This is a genomic window from Marinobacter sp., assembly GCF_033722735.1.
Lineage (GTDB): Bacteria > Pseudomonadota > Gammaproteobacteria > Pseudomonadales > Oleiphilaceae > Marinobacter.
Map to the genome: position 1 here is coordinate 100,784 of NZ_JAWVYN010000002.1, position 20,504 is coordinate 121,287.

At 52.7% G+C, this 20,504-nt stretch carries 17 protein-coding genes; 15 read left to right on the forward strand and 2 right to left on the reverse strand.

What is annotated here, in order from left to right:
* Positions 1-85 precede the first annotated feature (85 nt).
* From R3175_RS02335 to R3175_RS02395, 13 genes are all read left to right on the forward strand, one after another.
* Positions 86-1,498 (forward strand): TIGR03013 family XrtA/PEP-CTERM system glycosyltransferase, encoded by a 1,413-nt coding sequence (locus R3175_RS02335; protein WP_318942108.1) that lies wholly within the window; start codon positions 86-88, stop codon positions 1,496-1,498.
* 62 nt (positions 1,499-1,560) lie between these two features.
* Positions 1,561-2,205, forward strand: a complete 645-nt coding sequence (locus tag R3175_RS02340; protein ID WP_318942110.1) for an XrtA/PEP-CTERM system exopolysaccharide export protein — start codon at positions 1,561-1,563, stop codon at positions 2,203-2,205.
* A gap of 52 nt (positions 2,206-2,257) precedes the next feature.
* Complete coding sequence (locus R3175_RS02345; RefSeq protein ID WP_318942112.1) at positions 2,258-3,781, forward strand: XrtA system polysaccharide chain length determinant; 1,524 nt, start codon at positions 2,258-2,260, stop codon at positions 3,779-3,781.
* Positions 3,781-4,671: a polysaccharide biosynthesis protein gene (locus R3175_RS02350; protein WP_318942114.1), complete on the forward strand. Its 891-nt coding sequence runs from the start codon at positions 3,781-3,783 to the stop codon at positions 4,669-4,671. Before R3175_RS02345 ends, R3175_RS02350 begins: the two co-directional genes overlap by 1 nt.
* Positions 4,664-5,953, forward strand: coding sequence for an outer membrane beta-barrel protein (locus R3175_RS02355; protein ID WP_318942116.1), 1,290 nt, complete (start codon positions 4,664-4,666; stop codon positions 5,951-5,953). The genes R3175_RS02350 and R3175_RS02355 overlap by 8 nt, the downstream gene beginning before the upstream one ends.
* A gap of 45 nt (positions 5,954-5,998) precedes the next feature.
* On the forward strand, positions 5,999-6,940 hold the full coding sequence (locus R3175_RS02360) for an XrtA system polysaccharide deacetylase (RefSeq protein WP_318942117.1): 942 nt from the start codon (positions 5,999-6,001) through the stop codon (positions 6,938-6,940).
* Between the two features lie 33 nt (positions 6,941-6,973).
* Positions 6,974-8,131 carry a glycosyltransferase family 2 protein gene (locus R3175_RS02365; RefSeq protein ID WP_318942119.1) on the forward strand — a complete coding sequence of 386 codons (1,158 nt, stop codon included), beginning with the start codon at positions 6,974-6,976 and terminating at the stop codon, positions 8,129-8,131.
* On the forward strand, positions 8,131-9,255 hold the full coding sequence (locus R3175_RS02370; RefSeq protein WP_318942120.1) for a glycosyltransferase: 1,125 nt from the start codon (positions 8,131-8,133) through the stop codon (positions 9,253-9,255). Before R3175_RS02365 ends, R3175_RS02370 begins: the two co-directional genes overlap by 1 nt.
* On the forward strand, positions 9,252-10,355 hold the full coding sequence (locus tag R3175_RS02375; RefSeq protein WP_318942122.1) for a glycosyltransferase family 4 protein: 1,104 nt from the start codon (positions 9,252-9,254) through the stop codon (positions 10,353-10,355). The genes R3175_RS02370 and R3175_RS02375 overlap by 4 nt, the downstream gene beginning before the upstream one ends.
* Entirely contained in the window at positions 10,352-11,695 is a 1,344-nt protein-coding gene (locus R3175_RS02380) for a hypothetical protein (RefSeq protein WP_318942124.1), read from the forward strand. Before R3175_RS02375 ends, R3175_RS02380 begins: the two co-directional genes overlap by 4 nt.
* Positions 11,696-11,698: 3 nt before the next feature.
* Positions 11,699-12,586 carry a glycosyltransferase family 2 protein gene (locus tag R3175_RS02385; protein ID WP_318942126.1) on the forward strand — a complete coding sequence of 296 codons (888 nt, stop codon included), beginning with the start codon at positions 11,699-11,701 and terminating at the stop codon, positions 12,584-12,586.
* A gap of 25 nt (positions 12,587-12,611) precedes the next feature.
* On the forward strand, positions 12,612-13,580 hold the full coding sequence (locus tag R3175_RS02390) for a polysaccharide deacetylase family protein (RefSeq protein WP_318942128.1): 969 nt from the start codon (positions 12,612-12,614) through the stop codon (positions 13,578-13,580).
* A gap of 11 nt (positions 13,581-13,591) precedes the next feature.
* Positions 13,592-14,539, forward strand: coding sequence for a glycosyltransferase family 2 protein (locus tag R3175_RS02395; protein WP_318942130.1), 948 nt, complete (start codon positions 13,592-13,594; stop codon positions 14,537-14,539).
* 264 nt (positions 14,540-14,803) lie between these two features.
* On the opposite strand, the gene R3175_RS02400 is transcribed toward R3175_RS02395, so the two are convergent.
* Positions 14,804-15,919 (reverse strand): hypothetical protein, encoded by a 1,116-nt coding sequence (locus tag R3175_RS02400; RefSeq protein ID WP_318942132.1) that lies wholly within the window; start codon positions 15,917-15,919, stop codon positions 14,804-14,806.
* Between the two features lie 483 nt (positions 15,920-16,402).
* Here R3175_RS02400 and R3175_RS02405 point away from each other — a divergent pair, with 483 nt between their 5' ends.
* The gene (locus R3175_RS02405; protein ID WP_318942134.1) at positions 16,403-17,725 is read left to right on the forward strand and encodes an O-antigen ligase family protein; all 1,323 of its coding nucleotides are present in this window, start codon (positions 16,403-16,405) and stop codon (positions 17,723-17,725) included.
* Positions 17,726-17,787: 62 nt separating this feature from the next.
* The gene (locus R3175_RS02410) at positions 17,788-18,936 is read left to right on the forward strand and encodes a glycosyltransferase family 4 protein (RefSeq protein WP_318942135.1); all 1,149 of its coding nucleotides are present in this window, start codon (positions 17,788-17,790) and stop codon (positions 18,934-18,936) included.
* 12 nt (positions 18,937-18,948) lie between these two features.
* On the opposite strand, the gene R3175_RS02415 is transcribed toward R3175_RS02410, so the two are convergent.
* Positions 18,949-20,475, reverse strand: a complete 1,527-nt coding sequence (locus tag R3175_RS02415) for a lipopolysaccharide biosynthesis protein (RefSeq protein WP_318942136.1) — start codon at positions 20,473-20,475, stop codon at positions 18,949-18,951.
* Positions 20,476-20,504 lie beyond the last annotated feature (29 nt).

Here is a 20,504-nt window from a genome sequence, read left to right on the forward strand (position 1 = left end):
CTACAATTTGTTACAAAAATACACCTTCAATCCCGAGGCAATGGATGCGCGGGGTTCTTATGTGTGCGAACCACAAGGAGTTGGCGTGGCTCACGTCAGATTGTTCAGACACTATTTGCACCTGCCTTTCCTGCTGCTCGGGCTGATTGATTTTCTCGTCCTGATTTTTTCATTCTGCTTCGTCGTCTTTTTCCGCTACTTCGGCGAGATGAGCTTTTTCCTGGCCAATCTGGCCTATGCGCTCCCTTCAGCGGTTGTTTTTGCCGTCATGAGTCTGTTGGTGATGACCGCCATCGGCGTCCACCAGTCCCGGTTGGAGGAAGGGATGTCCGGCATGATGTTGCGTACTATCATGGCGTTGATCATCAGTCTCCCGCTATCCGGCATGGCCTATGTGCTGGCCGGAGAATGGCTCTGGTACCTGGGGGGCAGCAGTGTCATGACGACGTCGGCGGTGCTGGCTGTTCTGTTGCTGGGTATAGCCCGCACCATCTTCTACGCATTGATGGGCAAAGATACCTTCAAGCGAAAGGTGTTGGTGCTCGGTTCCGGAGAGCGCGCCAGACAACTGCTCGACGACTTGAGAACCCCCTTCAACCGGAAGGGCTTTACACTTGCTGGCTTTGTGCCGCTGCCGGGCGAAAAATCTGTGGTGCCGGAAGACCAGCTTCTGCACCTTCCCTACAGCCTTTACCAGCATGTTCAGTCCCACCCCGTCAGTGAGATCGTGGTGGCGGTGGACGACCGACGCAAGGGGTTACCGATGGAAGACCTCCTGGAATGCAAAATGGAGGGCATTGGAATCGTGGACGGTGTGGCGTTTTACGAAAGGGAGTCCCGCAAAGTAGCCCTGGAGATGATTACCCAGGGGTGGCTGGTATTCACCGACGGATTCACTGTGTCATCGGTTTCAGGCCTGGGCAAACGCGCTCTGGATATCCTTGCCTCGGCGACCCTCCTGCTGGCGGCCTTGCCTGTGATGGCTCTTACCGCGCTGGCCATTAAGATTGAGGACGGATTGAAGGCGCCCATTTTCTACAGCCAGGAACGGGTGGGCTTGGATGGTCGCATCTTCAAGGTGCATAAATTTCGCTCCATGCGAACCGATGCGGAGAAGAACGGTGCGATGTGGGCACAGAAGAACGACACCCGGGTTACCCGGGTGGGGGCGTTTATACGCAAGGTAAGGATCGATGAACTACCCCAGGTATTCAACGTCCTCAACGGAACCATGGCCTTTGTCGGCCCCAGGCCCGAACGGCCAATGTTCGTCGAACAACTGACGGAATCCATTCCGTTTTACAACGAACGGCACCGGGTCAAGCCCGGGATCACGGGATGGGCCCAGTTGTGCTTTGCCTATGCGGAAAGCGAAGAGGATACCCGGGAAAAGCTCCGCTACGACCTCTATTACATAAAGAACCAGAGCCTGCTTTTGGATCTGCTCATCATCATCCAGACGGTGGAGGTGGTGTTGTTTAAAAAAGGGTCCAGGTGAGCTTGAATTGGTGCAGTTATTGGACAACGCTAAGTATTGACCAGTTGACGAGAGGATAAACGATGTCGTGGGTGGTTCGTTTTTTACGTCGTACAGTAGTTTTGATTTCTGTGATTGTGATGACTGGTTGTGTGGGACCTATTTCCTCTCCTCCTGACAAGATTGCCCAGGCACTCAATATGGGGGCGGCGGAGGCTCCAGGTGAGTATGTGATCGGTGCAACCGATGAAATTTCGGTGTCTGTCTGGCGCAACCCCGATTTGAGCATCACCGTGCCGGTTCGACCGGATGGCATGATTTCAGTGCCGTTGGTGGGGGATGTGAGAGCAAGCGGTAAAACTCCGGAAAGACTTGCCGACGACATTGAAGCCATCCTCGATGAGTACATCCGGGAGCCTCAGGTCAGTGTGGTTGTAACCTCGATGAACAGTCATGAGTATACCGATCGGGTGCGGGTCACCGGAGCGGTGGAACAGCCCATGTCGATGGCTCACCGTTCTGGTATGACCGTTCTTGACATGGTGCTTAGCGCTGGCGGAATCAATCCTTTTGCCGCTCCAAACAATGCCATGCTCTATCGGGTAGTGGACAACGAGGTGGTCGCCATTCCGGTCAAGCTTGGCGATATTTTGAACAATGGTGATATTCGCACCAATTACTCGCTCCGGGCCGGTGATATTTTGACCGTGCCAGAACGCGGATTCTAGTCCGGCCAATTCGTATCCATGTATCACATAAGCTTCAAGCTAGGACGCAGTCATGGCTCTTCCGATATCCCAGTTTCCAGGTGAAGTAATCCGCGAAGTCCGGGCGCGGAAATGGTTGGCCTTTCTCCTGTTCACTGGCGTTAGTTTTGCGGTATTGGCGGCCGGGTTTATCTGGCCCTACAAATACAGCTCTGAAGTGATCATCTTTGTGGATGATCAGAATATTATCCGCCCTCTGATGGAAGGAAGTGCGGTTACGACGGAAATCAATGAACGGGCCTCGGCGGCAAAAGAGTTGTTGTGGAGCCGGAAAATTCTGGAGGAGATTGCCAAGGATCCCGCGGTTTTTGGGGAGGAAGCCAGCAGGATTACCCCAGAGAAGCTTGAAGGCCGTATCGGATGGCTGAGGGCAAACCTGGGTGTCGGCACCCGGGGGGACCGCTATTTTAGCATCGCTTTCCGGGCAGAATCGCCCTTGCTCGCCTTTACCGTTGCGCAGAGGTTGGGACAGGCGTTCATCGAAGAAAATAACCGGCGAAAACGTGAAGAAAGTCGGGGCGCGTATGAATTTATCGACAAGCAGGTGCGCAGCTATGAACAGCAGATCGCGCAGGTTGAGGAGCGGTTGAAGCAGTTTCTGTCTGAGAATGTGGATGGAACAGAAGCCGAAGCGAATGCGCGAATGGCCAACCTGCGTAGCCAACTGGAGTTGGCCCAGCTGGAGAAGGCTCAGTTGGTGACTCGCGCTCAAACGCTGGAAGTTGAGCTCAGCCGCGTATCTCCCACCCTAGTGCAGGGACGGGCTACGGATATATTTCAGGAACGCATTCGATCCAAGGAAGAGCAGTTGGATGAGCTGCGTCTCCAGTATCACGACACCTACCCGGATATTGTCATTCTGCAGGAACAGTTGGAAGAGTTGCGCCGTCAACAGCGGCGGGCGCAGGAAGATCCTGGCTCGGTCAGAATGGTTGAAGGCGAAAGTATCGCGAACCCGGTTTATCAGGAGATCCGCTCAGCGTTGGCAACAACGAGGGCAGACATCGAGACTGCGGAGACCCGAATCCGCTCCATCCGTGCATTGATGAATGAGCAGACCGAGCGAATGGAGCGCATCCAGGAAAACAAGGCACAGTACTCGGAGCTCACCCGGGATATGGAAGTGAATCGACAGATCTACGATGACCTTCTCAAGCGCAGGGAAAAAGCGAGAGTCTCGATGCATCTGGATATTGAGGGACAGGGGTTGAACTACCGGATCAATGAAAGTGCCCAGTATCCACTGGGGCCGGATGGGCTCAAGTTCCCCATGTTTGCGGTAGCCGGTCTCCTCTTGGGGGTGGCCGCACCCTTTGGTGCTGCTATGGGGATGCTGCAGATTGACCCGCGAATCCGCACCCGGGAGCAGATGGAGGAAGAACTCGAACTGGTGGTTCTGGAAACCATCCCGCCGATACGCACACCCTTTGAAGTTCGCAGGGACCGTCGGGTAACGACCATAGTGATGCTAAGTTCAGTCATTGTCGCGGTTCTGTATATTGCGGTTGCTGCGTCGGCAATTCTGGAGGTGCTGTAATGAATGACTCCGGAAACAGGCATGACCGCAACATGTCTGGAGAGAATGACCTTGAGGATACCAGCAACCACCCTGGAACCGGGGCTGACGGCGATCAAAACCAGCAGGATCGGAATGTTAACGGCGAAGATTACAGGGACTGGGATGATTCCCGTTTACTGGTTCCCAGTTCACTGGAACTGGGCCAGGGGGCGGTAGACCGATATGTGAACAGTCGGCAGATCGTGCGGATGAAAGAACCCCGCACCTTCACCAACGACGATCTCGACGAGCGTCGTATCATTTACCCCGAGTCTGTCAACCGGAAACTGGTCAATCATTTTCGCAACCTCAGGACGAAGTTGATCGAGATTTCCGCCGGAAACAACTTCACTCTGGTGGTAACCGGTGCCGCAGAAGGGGCTGGTTCGTCGTTTGTGGCGCTGAACCTGGCGGCGGCATTTGCTTTCGATCAGTCAAAAACTGCTCTGGTGATTGACTGTAATCTCCGAGAGCCGTCTCTTCATTCAACCCTGGACATCATGCCGGAAATGGGACTGACGGATTTTCTGGATGAACCGGACTACGACATCGCCAGGATACTGTATCCGACCGGAATACCTAGGTTGCGGTTGATTCCGGCAGGCAGCCGGCGCGAGACGCCAGCGGAGTTCTTCACCTCCTTCAGGATGAAGCAGTTTTTGCAGGCGGTACGGAGACGATATCCGGATCGGTTTATCATTCTGGATACGGCGCCAATTTCGGACTCCCCGGATGCCCGGATTCTCTCTGAACTCTGTGATTACACGATGCTGGTGGTTCCACACGGCAGGCTGACACCGATCAGTATTGAACAGGCCGTAACGTCATTCAGCGAGGACAAGTTTGTCGGAGCCGTGATTAATGGATAGAAAAAGGTTGTTACCGGGTGACATTCCTTCCGTAAACCGTTTCGTCCTGTTTTTAACGATGGTTCTGTCCCAAACAGCCTTGGCTGAACCGCCCAATCTCACCCTGGGGTTGGTAAACCGGTACAGCGACAATGCCACTCGAGTTCCCGAGAACGCGGAAGACGATGTGGAAACCCGGGTAACCGTTCGATTTGACCACCAAACCGATCCTGGGGCCTGCAGCGCTCAAACAGCGGCGGATTTTGGATATGGGGTGTGGGCGGACGACAGCTTTGACCCTGAGACCTACACCGAGCTGGCCTTCCTGGGGGATTGCTCCCTGACCGACAACCTTAGGTGGGAGCTGGCCGATAACATGCAGGACGTCGTCCAGAACGGGCAAAGTGTGGATACGCCAGACAACCGAACCCGAAAGAATGTATTCAGAACGGGGCCCGTGGTTTCGGCCAGGGTAAGTCAGGTGGATCTGATTGAGCTTTCTGGGCAGTACGAAAAAACAACGTTTGAAGAGAACAGCGATATAGACAGCGATCGATTGGTGGGCTCGGTCTGGCTAAATCACACCTTTAGCCGGGCAACGGAATTGGGTATTCAATTTGTCGCCGACCGGGCCGAGCTGGAGACTGATGAAGAGATTGACCGGGATACACTCAGCCTGACCTTCAATCAAACCTGGAGCGCGACGCGTCTCGTTGGTTCGGTAGGGTACTCGGAGTACGAAAGCCGGTTTATGGATACGATGGTCGAAAGTGACGCGGTGGTCGGTGAAATGTCCCTCGAACGTGATGTATCGGCTTCAACCGTCTTTTTTCTCAGCGCTTCGCATCAACTTACCGACCAGACAGCTGCATTCGATGTGCAGCTAGGTGATATCACTGTCGATCTCCAGGAGACCATTGGCGTTGAAGTCACCACCGTGCGAACAGGCCTGCAGACGATCTACAGCGACCGCTCTCGGTTAGAGATCGCCGCCTTCCTCAATAAATCGGACTACCTGCAGACGGATGACGAGGAAGACAGCCGAGGTGTGGATATGAACGTCCGTTTTCCCGTTGTCACCCGACTGGACGGTTTACTGGGGGCAAGGCTTGAACGACGCGCTTTTGAACCCGAGGATCAGGATGACACCATCGTTGACGTCGACGTTGGGCTTTCCTATCAGGCAACCCGGAAGCTTGATGTCATTGGGCGAGCGGGACGCTCCAGCCGTGACAGCAATTTCCCAAACAATGAATACGAAGATAACTGGTTTGAGCTCGCTCTGGAGTACAGGCTGCTGTAGGCAGATCCAGGATTAGCTTGGGCAAGTGAGGCGGATTTAGTGCACATGGACGAAAAAGCCAACGCCCTGACCATTGATGTGGAAGACTACTTCCAGGTGGCGGCCCTGGCCGAGGCCGTGAGTCGGGATGACTGGCCCAGTATGGAATATCGAGTCGAAGCCAACACGGCAAAGCTTCTGGATAGGCTGTCGGAGGCGGGTACCCGCGCGACATTCTTCACCTTGGGATGGGTGGCGGAGCGCTCGCCCGGGCTGGTGCGGCAGATTCGACAGGCCGGCCATGAGATCGCCAGTCACGGCTATAGCCATCAGCTCATCTATAAACAGTCGCCACAAACGTTTCGGGAAGAGACGCGAAAGTCGAAGCGGATTCTCGAGGACATTATTGGTGAGCCGGTCAATGGCTACCGCGCAGCGAGTTATTCCATAACTCAACAGTCCCGGTGGGCGCTCGACATTCTTTGCGAGGAAGGTTTCACCTGGGATTCCTCAATTTTTCCGGTGCATCATGACCGTTATGGTATGCCCGGTACGCCGCGGTGGCCCCATCGGCTGGAGACCGAAACGGGGCTTGAGCTTGCCGAGTTCCCGTTAAGCACACTAAAGCTGCCTGGGTACGTCCTGCCGATTGCCGGAGGCGGCTACTTCCGCCTGTTCCCGTATTGGTTCACCCAGTGGGGCTTGGGGCAGATCAATCGCCAGGGGCACCCCTTTGTCTTTTACCTGCATCCCTGGGAGGTGGACCCGGGCCAACCGCGCCTGGAAGTGCGGTGGTTATCCCGGTTCCGACACTACAACAACCTGGAGCGATGCGAGGGGCGTTTAACCCGATTGCTGCAACGTTTTCATTTCACCACAGTCAGCGACGTGCTGATTCAGGAGGGGGTTCTGGATCCGGGGCAAGCCGGCAACGGACAACGTACGGCGGGCGATCGTCATGGTAGGGCCGCAGCGGTTCCTGCAAAAACGCAGAATTCAGGCGCTTGAGACCTACGTAATTGGCTTAGGAACCCCAAGATCATGGCAACACTCCTTTTTTGGCTATCACTGATACTTCTGTTCTACATCTACCTGGGTTATCCACTGCTGGTCCGGATTCTTGCCCTCTACTACGGGTGTCCGATCCGGCAGGCGGATAGTTTTGCCCCAAGTGTCAGCATACTCATTGCGGCCTATAACGAGGCCCAGGACATCCGTTCAACGTTGGAAAACAAGCTTGCGCAGGATTATCCGAAAGACCGGTTGGAAATTCTTGTGGTGTCGGATGAGTCGGACGATGGAACCGATGGCATCGTCAAGGAGCTGGCAGTCGATTCCGAGGTCCCTATCAAGCTCGTTCGCCAAGAACCGCGTCAGGGCAAGACCGCGGGCCTCAACGCACTGGTTCCCCAGGCCGCTGGCGACATTTTGCTGTTCTCGGATGCTAATTCCGAGTGGGACGTTTCGGCGGTCAAACGCCTTGTGAGGAACTTTTCAGACCCTGATGTCGGTTACGTGACCGGGAAGATGATCTATGTGAACCCGGATGGCAGCCTGGTTGGAGACGGCTGCAGTGCCTACATGAAATTTGAGAACTGGTTGCGTACCCAGGAGACCGCCATTGGATCGGTAGTTGGCGTCGATGGTGGAATTGATGGGATGCGACGATCCCTCTATCAGCCTCTCAGGGCCGATCAACTCCCGGATTTTGTGCAACCGCTGAAGGTTGTTGAGCAGGGCTTTCGGGTGGTTTATGAGGATGACGCGCTGCTACGGGAACATGCGCTCAGTGAAGGGCAGAGTGAATTCAAGATGCGTGTTCGGGTAAGCCTTCGGGCGTTGTGGGCGCTCAAGGATATGCGTCATCTTATGAACCCTCTTAGATATGGCTTCTTTAGCCTGCAATTGGTATCCCACAAGCTGCTGCGTTACCTGGCATTCATTCCGCTGTTCCTGATGACGGTCTCGGGACTGTTGCTGGTTGGACACGGGAGGTTCTACGGCCTGGCCGTTCTGGGGTTGCTGCTTTTTTACGGCCTGTCCTGGGTTGGCTTGAGGAATGAAAAGAACAATGTGGCCAGCCCGGTGTTCTGCGCTATCCCGTATTACTTCATGTTGCTGAACATTGCCTCGTTCAAGGCATGCCTGGCGTTCGCCAGAGGGGAGAAAAAAGTTACCTGGACGCCCAGGAAAGGCTAATGAAAGTTTTGCACCTGATCGATAGCGGGGGACTTTACGGCGCAGAGCAGGTCTTGCTTACGCTGGTGTCGGAGCAGATGAAGGCGGGCCTCTCTCCAATGATTATCAGCGCTGGTCTTCCCGATGAGGAAGAAAAGCCCCTGGAAAGGGCGGCAAAGAATCAGGGATTACCAGTCACGCCTTGGCGGATGGCGGCCGGATTTAACCTGGAGGGCGCAAGAGAGCTGGTGCGTTGGGCCAGGGCTGATCACTATGACCTGCTTCATTCCCATGGCTACAAGTTCAATGTTTTGATGGGGTTGTGGCCATCAAGGTACCGGGGGGTACCGCTGGTTGCCACGTTGCATGGCTATATCAGGGCCCCCAGATTCACCAAGGGCTGGTGTTACGAAAGGTTGGATCGGCTGGTCCTGGGCCGCATGGATCATGTGGTGTTGGTTTCCGAGGCGATGAGGTCGCAGTTGCCGGCACGTATCGGACATTCCGACAACAGTTCGGTGATCGCCAACGGGATCAACACTGCCCGCGTGCAAGCGGCCGCCGCGGCAGAGATACCGGATGACTTGAGTGCCTTCGTTTCTGGAAACCGGCCCCTGATCCTCGGTGTGGGTCGGCTATCCCATGAAAAAGGCTTCGACCGCTTACTTGAGGCCCTCTCTATCCTGGCGGAGACGTTCCCGAATGCCGGGTTACTGATTATCGGGGAGGGACCCGCTCGGGCCGGCCTGGAAGCGCAGGCCACTGCGCTGGGGCTGTCAGGGAGGGTTCGGATGCCGGGTTATGTAGACGCGGTACCCGCCGTAATGGCAAACGCCGATGTACTGTGCATGCCCTCGCGCACAGAAGGCCTTCCCATAACGTTATTGGAGGCCATGTGTGTTGGTCTCCCGGTGGTGGCAAGCCGGGTGGGAGACATGCCTGCAGTCATGGGGGATGGCAGGGGCGGCCGGCTGTTGGACAGCGGATCGCCGGTCGAGCTGGCCAAAGCCCTGTCGACTCGGTTGGGCCGGTCGGAGGAGGTTCGAAGGGCGGTTGAGTGGTCCCGGCTGCAGGTGGCTGAGCACTATTCGGAATCCGCCATGATGCGGGAGTACGAGACGGTCTATAGGAAGGTGTTGGCTTGAAGCTCAGTATTGTCATGGACCAGTACAACAACCCCTACGCGGGTACCGAAAGCCAGGTGCTCAAGCTCGTGAGGGGGTTGCTGGAGCGGGGCTGGGAGGTCCGTTTCGCGGTGTTGCGGGGTACCGACTATTCGCGGAATGGTGATTTCCCGGTTCCCATAGATGAACTGGGTGTTGGCAGCCTGGCTGGGGCTCAGAGTTGGTTGCGAGTTCTGCGCTATGCCCGCCAACTTAAGGTGGAGGGCTATTGCCTGGTGCACGTGTTTTTTAATGACGCATCGATTATTTGCCCGCCCATCATGAGGCTCGTGGGGCTGCGGACATTGATTTCGCGTCGGGATATGGGGTTCTGGTATACCCGTGCTTACCTGATGGCGCTCCGGGTGACGGGACGCTTTGTCAGCGGGGCGGTTTGTAACAGCCGGGCGGTTGCGGAATACACCAAGCAGATGGAGCGTCTACCTGCTGGCAAGCTGCACGTGATCTACAACGGCTATACTCACATTGAGTCCGACGGCCGCACTGGCCCGGTCGCAGAAAATCCACCTCATCGCCCGGTGGTGGGTATCGTTGCGAATTTAAGGCCCATAAAACGGATAGATGACTTGATTCGGGCTACCGCGATTCTGGTCAATCAGGGCCGGGATATAGAGCTGCGGATAGTCGGTGGAGGAGACCCCGTTCCGTACCAAAAGCTCGTTGACAATTTAGAGCTGACTCGGAACGTCTGTCTCACCGGTAGCGTGCAGGCTCCAGAGCAGGAAATTAATAACTTTGATGTAGCGGTGCTGTGCTCGGAATCGGAAGGGTTCTCGAATGCCGTCATCGAATACATGCGGGCCGGAAAGCCAGTTGTCTGTACCCGTACCGGAGGTAATCCCGAGATAGTCGCTGACGGGGTGAATGGTTTTCTGGTCGAAGTGGGGGATACCGGGTCGTTAGCCAATCGTATTGCTCAGGTACTGGATGACAGGGAGTTGGGACGAAGGATGGGAGAGGCAGGCATGGACAGGCTGGCCAATAAATACTCGCTGGACACGATGCTGCGACGGCATATCGATCTGTACCAGTCGATTACACAGGGAGCGGATACTGAATGATTGCAGCGCTATCCAAGTATGTGTTTCACCCGCTCTGGGATCTGAAAGAGGGTAGCCAGAGGCTAACGGAATGGCGACGTTTGGAATCCATGCAGTGGTGGGATGAAGCAGAGCTCCGCAATTACCAAACGCAGCGGCTAAAGGCGATGGTCGGGTATTCGGCCAAACACAGTTGGTATTACCGCAACTTGTTCAAGTCCAATGGACTGAGTTTTACGGATGACAACTTCAGTCTCGAAGACTTCAAAAAGGTACCTGTTACCACCAAGAAGGAGGTCCGAAACTTCCTGCCACAGTTCATCAGTGAGCAGTTCCAAAGGGACAATCTGGTTCAGGCAAAGACCGGCGGTTCCACCGGGGTTTCCCTAGAACTCTACTTCGACAAGACCTGTCAGGAATACAGAAACGCCGCCCAGTTAATGGCAGACCGCTGGTCCGGTTGGGATATCGGGCAGGCAAAAGCCGCGGTTTGGGGCAATCCGCCAACGCCTGTCGGGCTCAAACAGGTTCTTCGCCATCATCTCCATGACCGGACAATCTATTTGGACACCATGGACCTGAACCCTGACTCCATGAACGAATTCGTGGCCCATTGGCGAAGGGTGAAGCCCGAAGCGGTGTTCGGTCATGCCCATTCCATTTTTATTTTCGCCAAGTACCTCGTTGACAATCAGATAGGCGATCTTCGGCCTCGAGGCATCGTGGCGACTTCTATGATGTTGCTGGATCACGAAAGAAAATTGATCGAACAGGCATTCGAATGTCCGGTGACCAACCGATATGGTTGTGAAGAGGTCGGTCTGATTGCCTGTGAATGTGAAGAGCATGATGGCATGCATATCAATACGCCCCATGTTTTTGTTGAACTCCTGGACAGTAATGATCAACCCGTGAAGCCGGGTGAGCCTGGGAAAATTGTACTAACTGATCTGAACAATTACGGAATGCCACTGATCCGTTACCGGGTGGAGGATGTTGGGGTCTACAGTGAACGTAGTTGTCGTTGCGGTAGGGGGTTACCCATCCTGGAAAGGCTGGAAGGAAGGGTGGCCGATTTTCTGGTGCTGCCAAGCGGCGGGCAGGTGGCCGGTATCTCCCTGATAGAGCGTACGCTCTCCAGGATCCCGGGGATTGAGCAAATGCAGCTGGTGCAGGAGTCGATCGACCTGATCACGATTAACCGGGTTAAAGGCCACGATTACGACGCGAATACGGACCCGGGGCTGATCCAGGCGATGCGAGAAACCTTTGACGAGTCTGTCCGTATAGAAATCAACGATGTGGGGGCTATCGCTCAGGAACCATCAGGGAAGTATCGGTTTTCAATATGCAAGGTGTAGCAAATGAATGAACAACCAATGGTAAGCGTAGTCATCGCTTCCTACAACATGGCGCAATATGTCGCCGATGCTGTGCAGTCCGTGTTGGATCAGACATGGCAAAATCTCGAGGTTATCGTTATCGATGATGGCTCAACCGATAACACCGAAGCTGTGATGGAGCGGTTCCAAGGAAACGAGCGCGTTCGTTATTTCAAGACCGAGAATCGTGGACAGACGAAGGCAAAAAACCTCGGATTGAAGAAAGCTCGGGGCGATTTCATGGCATTTTGCGATGGGGATGACCTATGGCGCTCCGAAAAGCTGTCGGTGCAAATGGTGTACTTCGAAGATCCGAAAGTCGGCGTGGTATACAGCGATGGGTCCTGCATGGATGGAGATGGCCGCGAATTCTACAAACCTCAGGCCTACGAGTGCCATAGTGGATTAATCACAGACCAGCTGGTGGTAAAGAACTTTATTCCCTTCGGTACCGCTGTATTTCGAAGGACTTGCCTGGAACGTAACGGATATTTTGACGAAGAATTACCAATGGGCATTGATTGGGACCTTTGGCTCAGATACTCCGTGGATTGGAAGTTCCATTATGTTGACGAAAAAACATTCATATACCGGGTTTGGCCCGGGCAAATGTCGAATAACTATCGTAAGCGTTACGACAATGCGTTCGTGATACTCCGTAAATTTCTTAAGAACAATCCGAACGTAATCTCGGACAAAGTCATCGCCCGGGCCTGGTCAGATATGTACGTTTGCCGGGGTGTAGCCATTGCCAGTGCCGAAAAGACCCTGCTGGAACCACTACTGGATATCTTCAGGGGGCTAAGACGGGACTTTTTCTATACCTCGGCGTGGGTGTCGATGATCAAGATCCTGCTGCGGCGGGTTTAACCACGTGATCCGTAGGGAGGGTGGTATGAACGTCAAAGGGATGATGTATCGAGTCGCTCGACCGTTTGGGGTCCTTGAAATGGCCCGGTTCCTATCACGAACTCACCCGCGGATTCTGATGTATCACCGAATTTCCCCTGACGGTGCTCCGGGAACAATCGGTGTCACACAGTTTCGCGAGCAGATTCGTTTAATCAAGAAATCGTTCGTTCCTATGGGGATGGACGAAATGTTCTCGGCATTCCGTAAAGGCAGGCTTCCCAACAACTTGGTGGTGGTGACTTTTGACGATGGTTATCACGATTTTGCCGAGCATGCATTTCCGGTGCTGCAGGAGTGTGGCGTACCGGCAACGCTGTTTCTGACCACCGGGTTCGTGAATGGGGAATTGTGGCTGTGGCCGGACCTTGTTCGATATGCCATTGAAGAAACCGATTTAAAACAGTTGGCCGTTACGCAACTTGGCGAGACACTAGACTTTGAACATCATCCAGACCAGGCTTGGCATACTGTTTGTGACCATTGCCTCCTGCTGGATAACCGCCAAAAAATCGATTTTGTTGACAACTTTTGTGGTCTGCTGAACGTTTCGATTCCCCGGGAGCCTGTACCGGAGTTTCGAGCTGTCACTTGGCCACAGGTTCGAGGCATGGTTGAAAAAGGGCTTGAAGTGGGCAGCCACACAGTCAGTCATCCGATACTGACCAAGCTTGATCCATCGACACTGAGGTTTGAAATCGAGAGTTCCAGAGACACGATTGCACGAGAGATTGGGGTTCCTCCAAAGGGCTTTTGTTACCCAAACGGGATGCCAACGGATTTCGATGATGCAGTTAAGGATACCGTCAGGGACGCCGGTTATGAGTATGCCCTGTCAGCGTTTCCAGGGAGCAATCCCATGGCGGACCGCTGGGCAATCAACCGGTATCCAGCGAACAGCGAGTTTGCAACCTTCGAGAAAAAGATCTACGGGCTGGAACAACTGATAGGTTAAAAAAAGATTCCATGGAAAAACGCTTGCCCAAGTGTTCAATCGTGATTCTCACCTACAATAGACCGGATGAGATAACACGCAACGTCAGGGAGCTGGTGGCTGAGTTTGATGACGATGTTGAAATCATTGTTGTCGACAATTGCTCGGAAACAGAGGTTTCCCGCCTTTTGACGGCATATTCATCCAGGATCAAGGTCATCCGATTGGCCAGGAATATGGGGGTTTCTGGTCGCAACGTCGGCATATCCGCCGCCGTTTCCGAGATCATTGTTTCGCTGGATGATGACGTTTTCGGGTTCTCCAGAGAGTCGCTGGAGAAGGTAGTGTCCCAATTTGAGAATTCAAAAAGTCTGGCGGCGCTCAATTTTAAGGTGGTAGACGATAAGACATTGCTTCAGATGAACTGGATTCATCACCGAAGGATTGAGCACTGGGGAGACAAGCCCTTTGAAACCTATGAAATCAGTGAGGGCGCGGTCGCGTTGAGGAAGCGTTCGTTCACAAAGGCGGGGGGCTACATGGACGATTTCTTCATCAGCCACGAAGGCCCGGACCTTGCCCTGCGGTTGATGAAGGCTGGAGAAACGGTGGAATACAATCCCGAGATTGTGGTGAGACATGCGCATTCGTTAGCTGGCAGAGAATCCTGGCGTCGTTATTACTATGACACCAGGAATCTTATATGGCTCACGTTACGCCATTTCCCGGTAGCACTGTTAGCTAAGAAAATGCTGGTTGGCTTAGGTGCTCAGTTTATTTATTCGCTCAGGGACGGATACTTTAAATATTGGTTGAAAGGAATCGTTGACGCCATCAAAGGGATTAAAAAAATTAAAAAGACCAGAGATCCAATTAACGGTAATGTACTTCGGGAGTACCGCAGGATTGAAAGCTACAACCCTGGGTTACCCTATATGATAAAAATAAGGCTGTTCAAAAAAGATGGCATAAAAATCTGAGGGCCGAATCCGCGAGAGTAATAAGGCAGCGATCTGTAGATCCTTGTACCTGAAACCTGGAGGGCCACCACCATCTCATCTTCGATAGCACGAGGTTGTACTGGCTATCTGACACCGTCAGAAGCCCCGGGATATTTTGAAAGGTAAAGCGGCTGTCGGTTCGAGCCGCTGGGGGGAGAGGAGTACAATTCACTCCCATGAAAGGTACTCCCCTTTAGCTAATATGCCTATCCAGGCCAAACTGACCAGTGGTGATGACCTTCGCTACTGGATGACCGGGTTGGATGGAGGGCTTGGGCATTGTGGGCAGGATGAGGTGGGCACTTCATCCAATGGATAGCCTTGGCTTGTCATATTCCCCGATGAGTCTGAAACATGAACGTACAGGTTTGACCAATCAGGAATAACATCGGCGTTTACCTGAATCTGTGAACTTCCCCAGTTGGAAGGTGGCACAGTGATCGAGCGTGTACTGTTTGATATTGTGGAAGAGTTTGTGATCATTACCCTGGAGAGAGAATTATTTCCGACCGCGATGTAAATATTGTCGTATATGCCTGAAAAATTGCTGTTATCACCGTTACCCCACCAGCCTGGCATATTGATGCGATCAAAGGTGCCGTTGCCGCCAAGTTTCGAGGACGATTCATTACCTGACCGGGTATGAAAACCTTTGCCCGAGTTGAAGTTTAAAACCCAATTGATGGAGCTTCCGTAGTCCATGTAATAGGAAATATCATTGAAGTCGGTCCAGCTCCACCACTGATCACCGTCATCAACCCAGGACAACACGCCGTCATTACCACCTACCTGAAAGGCGCCATAGCCAACATGAGTGGGAATACACAAATCGAAATTTCCGTCGCCACTGTTGTAGCCGGTGCTACCGGACATTAACCAGGACAGTTTCCAGGAACTGACGTTGGGAAAACTCTTTGGCGAAGATGATCCGGCGAAGGTATTGCCCTCCGGCACTTTGGCGGAAAACGAGAAGTATATGGTGCTGTAGGATCTGTCAAACACTTTTATTAATTGCGCCAGTCCCTTGCCGCCAGCAGCAAAGTCCCTGACATAAAATCCTGTATTCCCGTCTGATTCCTTTGCGTACTTGGCTTGTCCGTCGCCGCCATAGGACGACCAGGTGCCGTAGTTAGGACTCTCTAAACCAATCGGGGCTCCATCTTGAGATCCGGACTCAAAATTATCGAATAAAACGACATTCGGGCCAGAGGAGAAGCCGCTACCGTTAATTACAATGCTATTGCCATCAGAGGACGTCGAAATATTGGAGATGGATGGTGCGCTGTGGGCGGCAGTGGAAGAGAGAGCTATGACCAACAGGGAAGGGAATAATTTGCGAGCTAACGGAATCTGTGACATGGCGCTTTCCTTACCTAAACGATGGCGGTCATCTTTAAAAACTTTAGCAACGGCTCAAAGTTCAGAATAATACTTTTTTTGACTGAAAGCAGGTTAAGTAAAGCCTAATCGAATAAAAAGGTGCTCGATAGCTAACTGCTATCTTCCTGCCATCAGTAATTGGGTGATTGCCATCTGTGGATTGACATTGGAAACAGCAAGGTGTCTCCAAAAAATCGTGTGGACCCTTGACTGCGTAGAAACGCTTTCCTCCCAGAATCCTCAACGGCTTTGCGTTGTGGGCTTGCCGTTTTCTATTCCAAGATCAGGTATTATATAGGTGTTGTCCAATTTCCCGTGTGAAAGAGATCAGATTCGTGGGCTTGGGGCCCCAGGGGTTACCTTCGGGTCACGGTTGCAACCAGGTAGGGTTGGACTTTCACCAATTCGTGCTGTTAGAGATGGACTGGGTTAATGAGTCACTCAATTAGGAAATCGAGAAACGTGTCCGCTGACCCTGCCAGGGAAGGTAAATGGGCCTACCGTCTGTTCCTGCTATACCTCGTCAGTTTTTTTCTTCACCTACCAGCAAGGCTTCCCATACTCGGATCCATCAGGTTTGAGGTGATTCTTGTAGCCTTGATCAGTTATCAGATAATTGTGTCGAAAAAACCGGATGGCTCAAAACTGGATGCCGCTTCCAAGTATTTGATCGCAATTCTGGCGTATTCATTCATTACTTTACCTTTCGTTGAATGGCCGGGCTCCGTCATTTCCAGTGGGTTCATGGAGTTTATTAAGGGCGCTATTTTCTACTTTTTTACTGTTAACTTGATTATTACCGAAAAACGGTTAAAGGTTCTGATACTTGTTTTCTTGTTCTGCAACCTGTTCAGGGTACTTGAGCCATTATATTTACATATAACTGAGGGGTATCTAGGATCGCAAACCTATTTGGGGGTAGGGGAGTTCGCCGGTCGTTTGTCGGGAGCGCCCTCTGATGTAGTAAATCCAAATGGTTTGGCATTTATCATTGCCACAATTATACCGTTCTTTCATTACTTGCTGGTTTCCGCGAATAGAAAGAAAACCTTATGTTATCTGTTGTTGGCTCCCGTTCTGGTTTACGCGATGGTATTGACCCTTTCCAGGTCCGGCGCGCTTGCAATTGGAATCATTGCTAGTGGGATATGGCTTAAGAGTAAGCACAAAATTACCTTGGCATTAATTGGTATTGTTGGACTTGGGGTAATTTACGCGAACCTGAGTGATGTGCAGAGAGATCGCTATCTGTCCATCGTCAGCAGTGACGCGCGCCAGTCCGCTTCGGCGGAGGGAAGACTGGAAGGCTGGACGACCGACTTTCGTGTCGCCATGAACCGGCCATTGCTCGGACACGGACTTGGTACCTCGAGGGAAGCCAATTGGAATGTCGCGGGGAAAGATCAGATTTCCCACATTCTGTGGGCGGAGGTCTGGCAGGAGATTGGCTTGATCGGGCTCATCATTTTTGTGCTCTATGTAAAAACGATCATCCAGAATTTCATTACTGCCGGTCGGTTAGTGAAAGAAAAACTTACTTCGGATGATTTTCTTTACCGAACGGTTCAGGCCATGCAAGTCTGGTTGCTGATGAACCTTCTTTTCAGTTTTGCCAGTTTTGGGTTGAAGAGCTACGAGTGGTATTTCTTTGGCGGGCTTTCCGTTGCTCTCTATAGGCTCACCGTCCAAAGAGTTGAAGGAGAAAGGAGTATTGAGATATCGGCTTCAAAGGCTGTGGGATTCCAACGTAGACCACGCATCAGGAGAATAAGAAAAAGGGTATAGTTCGAAAAGTGGATGTTTAGAATTATGTCATTTTCTAATTACTTAAGACATGGATAGATAGCATGAATATTGTTATGACGGCTCTACAGCCAGGCGGAGGGATCCGCACGTTTTTCCGGTATGTCTACAGTCAGCCGGCCTTTATTGATTGCAGGTTCTTACTCATTGCCCCGGACGAAGGGTTAAGTGATTATTTAAGGCGGTTTCTTCCCGAGGGCCGGATTGAGCTGATACCAGCGCAAGCAGGAACGCTGAGTTTCGTTAAGCAGGTCCGGTCGATAGTTCGGGTTGAAAACCCGGACTTGGTTCACTCCCATGGGTTCTCTGCCGGCCTCTTAACCGAGATTGCACGTACTGGTTCCCAATGCCCCCATTTGATGACCGCCCATGACGTCTTTACGGCAGCGCAGTTTCCCGGGATAAAAGGCAGGTGCAAGCAATGGCTGCTGGCCCGAATCTTCAGGCGAATGGACGCCATCCATACGGTAACCGAAGATGCTAAAGCCAATTTCCTCGAGTTCTTCCCTTCAGTTAAGGCTACGCGCATACACGGGATATTGCATGGCATCGACACCGAGTACTTCTTGGAGGGGCGGTCCCGGGATTTCAGGGGCGAACTCGGCCTTACGGATTCCACGCCCCTGATCGGTTTTTTTGGCCGGTTCATGGGTCAGAAAGGGTTTCGAATTCTGGTGGATGCGATGGAACAGATGTCTCAGCGTGTCCTCCCGGGACGCATGCCCCACGTGTTGACCTTTGGTTGGGGCGGTTACGTTCGAGAGGATTACGCCTACCTTAAGGCGAAGGGACTCGATCAAGTCTTTCACCAAATGCCACAGACCGACGATATGCCGTCAGCCTTGAAGGGCGTGGACGTGATAGCAATGCCCTCACGCTGGGAGGCTTGCGGGCTGCTAGCGATGGAAGCGTTATCGGCCGGTGTACCCATTGTGGGCAGTGATTGTGTAGGTCTCAGAGAGGTGCTTGAGCACTCACCGGCGCAATTGATAACGACAGGCAGCAGTGAGTCACTGTCCAATGCCCTGGTGCAGGAGTTGGCTAATCTGAAAGGGCGGAGAGATGAGTTTGAGCGATTCCAGGAAGTCGCCGCCAGGAAGTTCAGTATTACTCGGCCCTCCAACGAATTGAAAGGATTGTACGAGTCGATACTGGGAAAAAGGGCCCTTGATCGTCGCCTGTCTGCCGAGTGACCCCTGATCAACTCAACGATTGCTGGGGATAAGATTGATCAGCCGCCTTGGGATCAACTTCTGCAGGTCTGATTTTTCCTGGTTTGAGAATCCGAAGATTACGCCCGAAACCACACAGAGCAGCGCCATAACGGATCCAAACACCAGTATGTCCGTGTAGGTCTCCGGGGCAACGGTAGTCATGCTGTAGAATGTCAGGCCTATGATAGGTATTACCGCCACCATGGGGCGAAGCATACTACGGTAGAAGGTGAAGACCGGAAGCTCAATGGAACGGCAGCCATAGATTGGTAAAACGATCAGGTGCAAGGCGACCATGGGGATGAGTGTCCCCATGGCCACGCCCAGTATTCCATAATAATGAACCAGAATGATGCTCAAGGGGACATTCAGTGTGACATCAACGATGTCGGCCTTGGCTACGATATTGTGTTTGCTGGCAGCCAGCATCGCTGACTTTAATGGCGTGTTAACGATATCGATCATCCGGCCTATCACCAGTACGACCATAACCCAGTACGCATCCTGAAAGTCCGGCCCCATCCAGCGATCGATAAAGGCGCTGCCGAAGATTATGAGTCCGCCGCTCGCGATCATTGCCAGTAGCAGATTGATTCTAGTGATGAACAGTAGTTTTTGATGCAATAGCTCGCGGTTATCCTGAGCATGATAGCTGGTGAAAATCGGCAGGAACATGTTGGTGGCCTGGTTCAGGAACTGGGCCAGATAATCGACAAGCCGCAGCCCTATGGCATAGTGGGTCACGCTTGAGGCTGACAGAAATGCCGCAATAACGAAATTATCAACGTTGTTTCGGAGTTGATAGGAAATTGCCATGATGAAAGACCAGGCACTATAGCCAAAGAGTTCTTTGCTTTTGCTCTTCGAAAAGAACCGAAAGCTCAGCCTCAGTTGAGGAAAGGCCGCTTTGCAGATAATAAAATACAGGATGCTCGAAACTCGGGCGGTACAAAAGGTAATCACCGCCAACGCCAGCACTCCGTATCCTTTCGAGATGAAATACCAAGTAAGGGCGGCCCCCAGGAGCGTGGCGAATATGCGTGCCAAGGCAACCTGATGGAACTTAAGCTTGGCGTTTGGCACGCCCGCCAAGGCATTGAAGGGCAGCTCAAAGGAAATGGAAAGCCCGACAATCAGTACCAGCTGCTGAACCAGGGTTTTGTCATCCGGACTGTCAATGAAAAGCCGGGATACAAAACTTATTGCAATGGTAATAAACACAATCCCACATGAGATGGCGATATATATGAACAGGGCTGTGTTGATTGTTGCGTTGGCCTCCGTGCTGTCATCCAGGCTGAAGGCGTGACTCACGTAGCGAGTGACAGCGCTGGCCATGCCAAGGTCGAATAGGTGATAGGCGGCGGCAAGGCTGCCAATGACGGTCCAGACGCCATACCAGTGGTCACCCAGTTCGTGTACCAGGAAGGGCATCATGAAGAATGCCACAAGGATACTGGTAAAGGTCTGGGATACCCGGGTGACTGACCCTTTCAATAATTCGGAGGCTGTTGTCATAAAAGCAGGCTTACGATTTTACCCATAGC

Bases quoted from the DNA above. Each gene is read 5' to 3' on its own strand.
- R3175_RS02340 (WP_318942110.1), top strand. From the start codon at position 1,561: ATGTCGTGGGTGGTTCGTTTTTTACGTCGTACAGTAGTTTTGATTTCT.
- R3175_RS02345 (WP_318942112.1), top strand. From the start codon at position 2,258: ATGGCTCTTCCGATATCCCAGTTTCCAGGTGAAGTAATCCGCGAAGTC.
- R3175_RS02350 (WP_318942114.1), top strand. From the start codon at position 3,781: ATGAATGACTCCGGAAACAGGCATGACCGCAACATGTCTGGAGAGAAT.
- R3175_RS02355 (WP_318942116.1), top strand. From the start codon at position 4,664: ATGGATAGAAAAAGGTTGTTACCGGGTGACATTCCTTCCGTAAACCGT.
- R3175_RS02360 (WP_318942117.1), top strand. From the start codon at position 5,999: ATGGACGAAAAAGCCAACGCCCTGACCATTGATGTGGAAGACTACTTC.
- R3175_RS02365 (WP_318942119.1), top strand. From the start codon at position 6,974: ATGGCAACACTCCTTTTTTGGCTATCACTGATACTTCTGTTCTACATC.
- R3175_RS02370 (WP_318942120.1), top strand. From the start codon at position 8,131: ATGAAAGTTTTGCACCTGATCGATAGCGGGGGACTTTACGGCGCAGAG.
- R3175_RS02380 (WP_318942124.1), top strand. From the start codon at position 10,352: ATGATTGCAGCGCTATCCAAGTATGTGTTTCACCCGCTCTGGGATCTG.
- R3175_RS02385 (WP_318942126.1), top strand. From the start codon at position 11,699: ATGAATGAACAACCAATGGTAAGCGTAGTCATCGCTTCCTACAACATG.
- R3175_RS02390 (WP_318942128.1), top strand. From the start codon at position 12,612: ATGAACGTCAAAGGGATGATGTATCGAGTCGCTCGACCGTTTGGGGTC.
- R3175_RS02395 (WP_318942130.1), top strand. From the start codon at position 13,592: ATGGAAAAACGCTTGCCCAAGTGTTCAATCGTGATTCTCACCTACAAT.
- R3175_RS02400 (WP_318942132.1), bottom strand. From the start codon at position 15,919: ATGTCACAGATTCCGTTAGCTCGCAAATTATTCCCTTCCCTGTTGGTC.
- R3175_RS02410 (WP_318942135.1), top strand. From the start codon at position 17,788: ATGAATATTGTTATGACGGCTCTACAGCCAGGCGGAGGGATCCGCACG.
- R3175_RS02415 (WP_318942136.1), bottom strand. From the start codon at position 20,475: ATGACAACAGCCTCCGAATTATTGAAAGGGTCAGTCACCCGGGTATCC.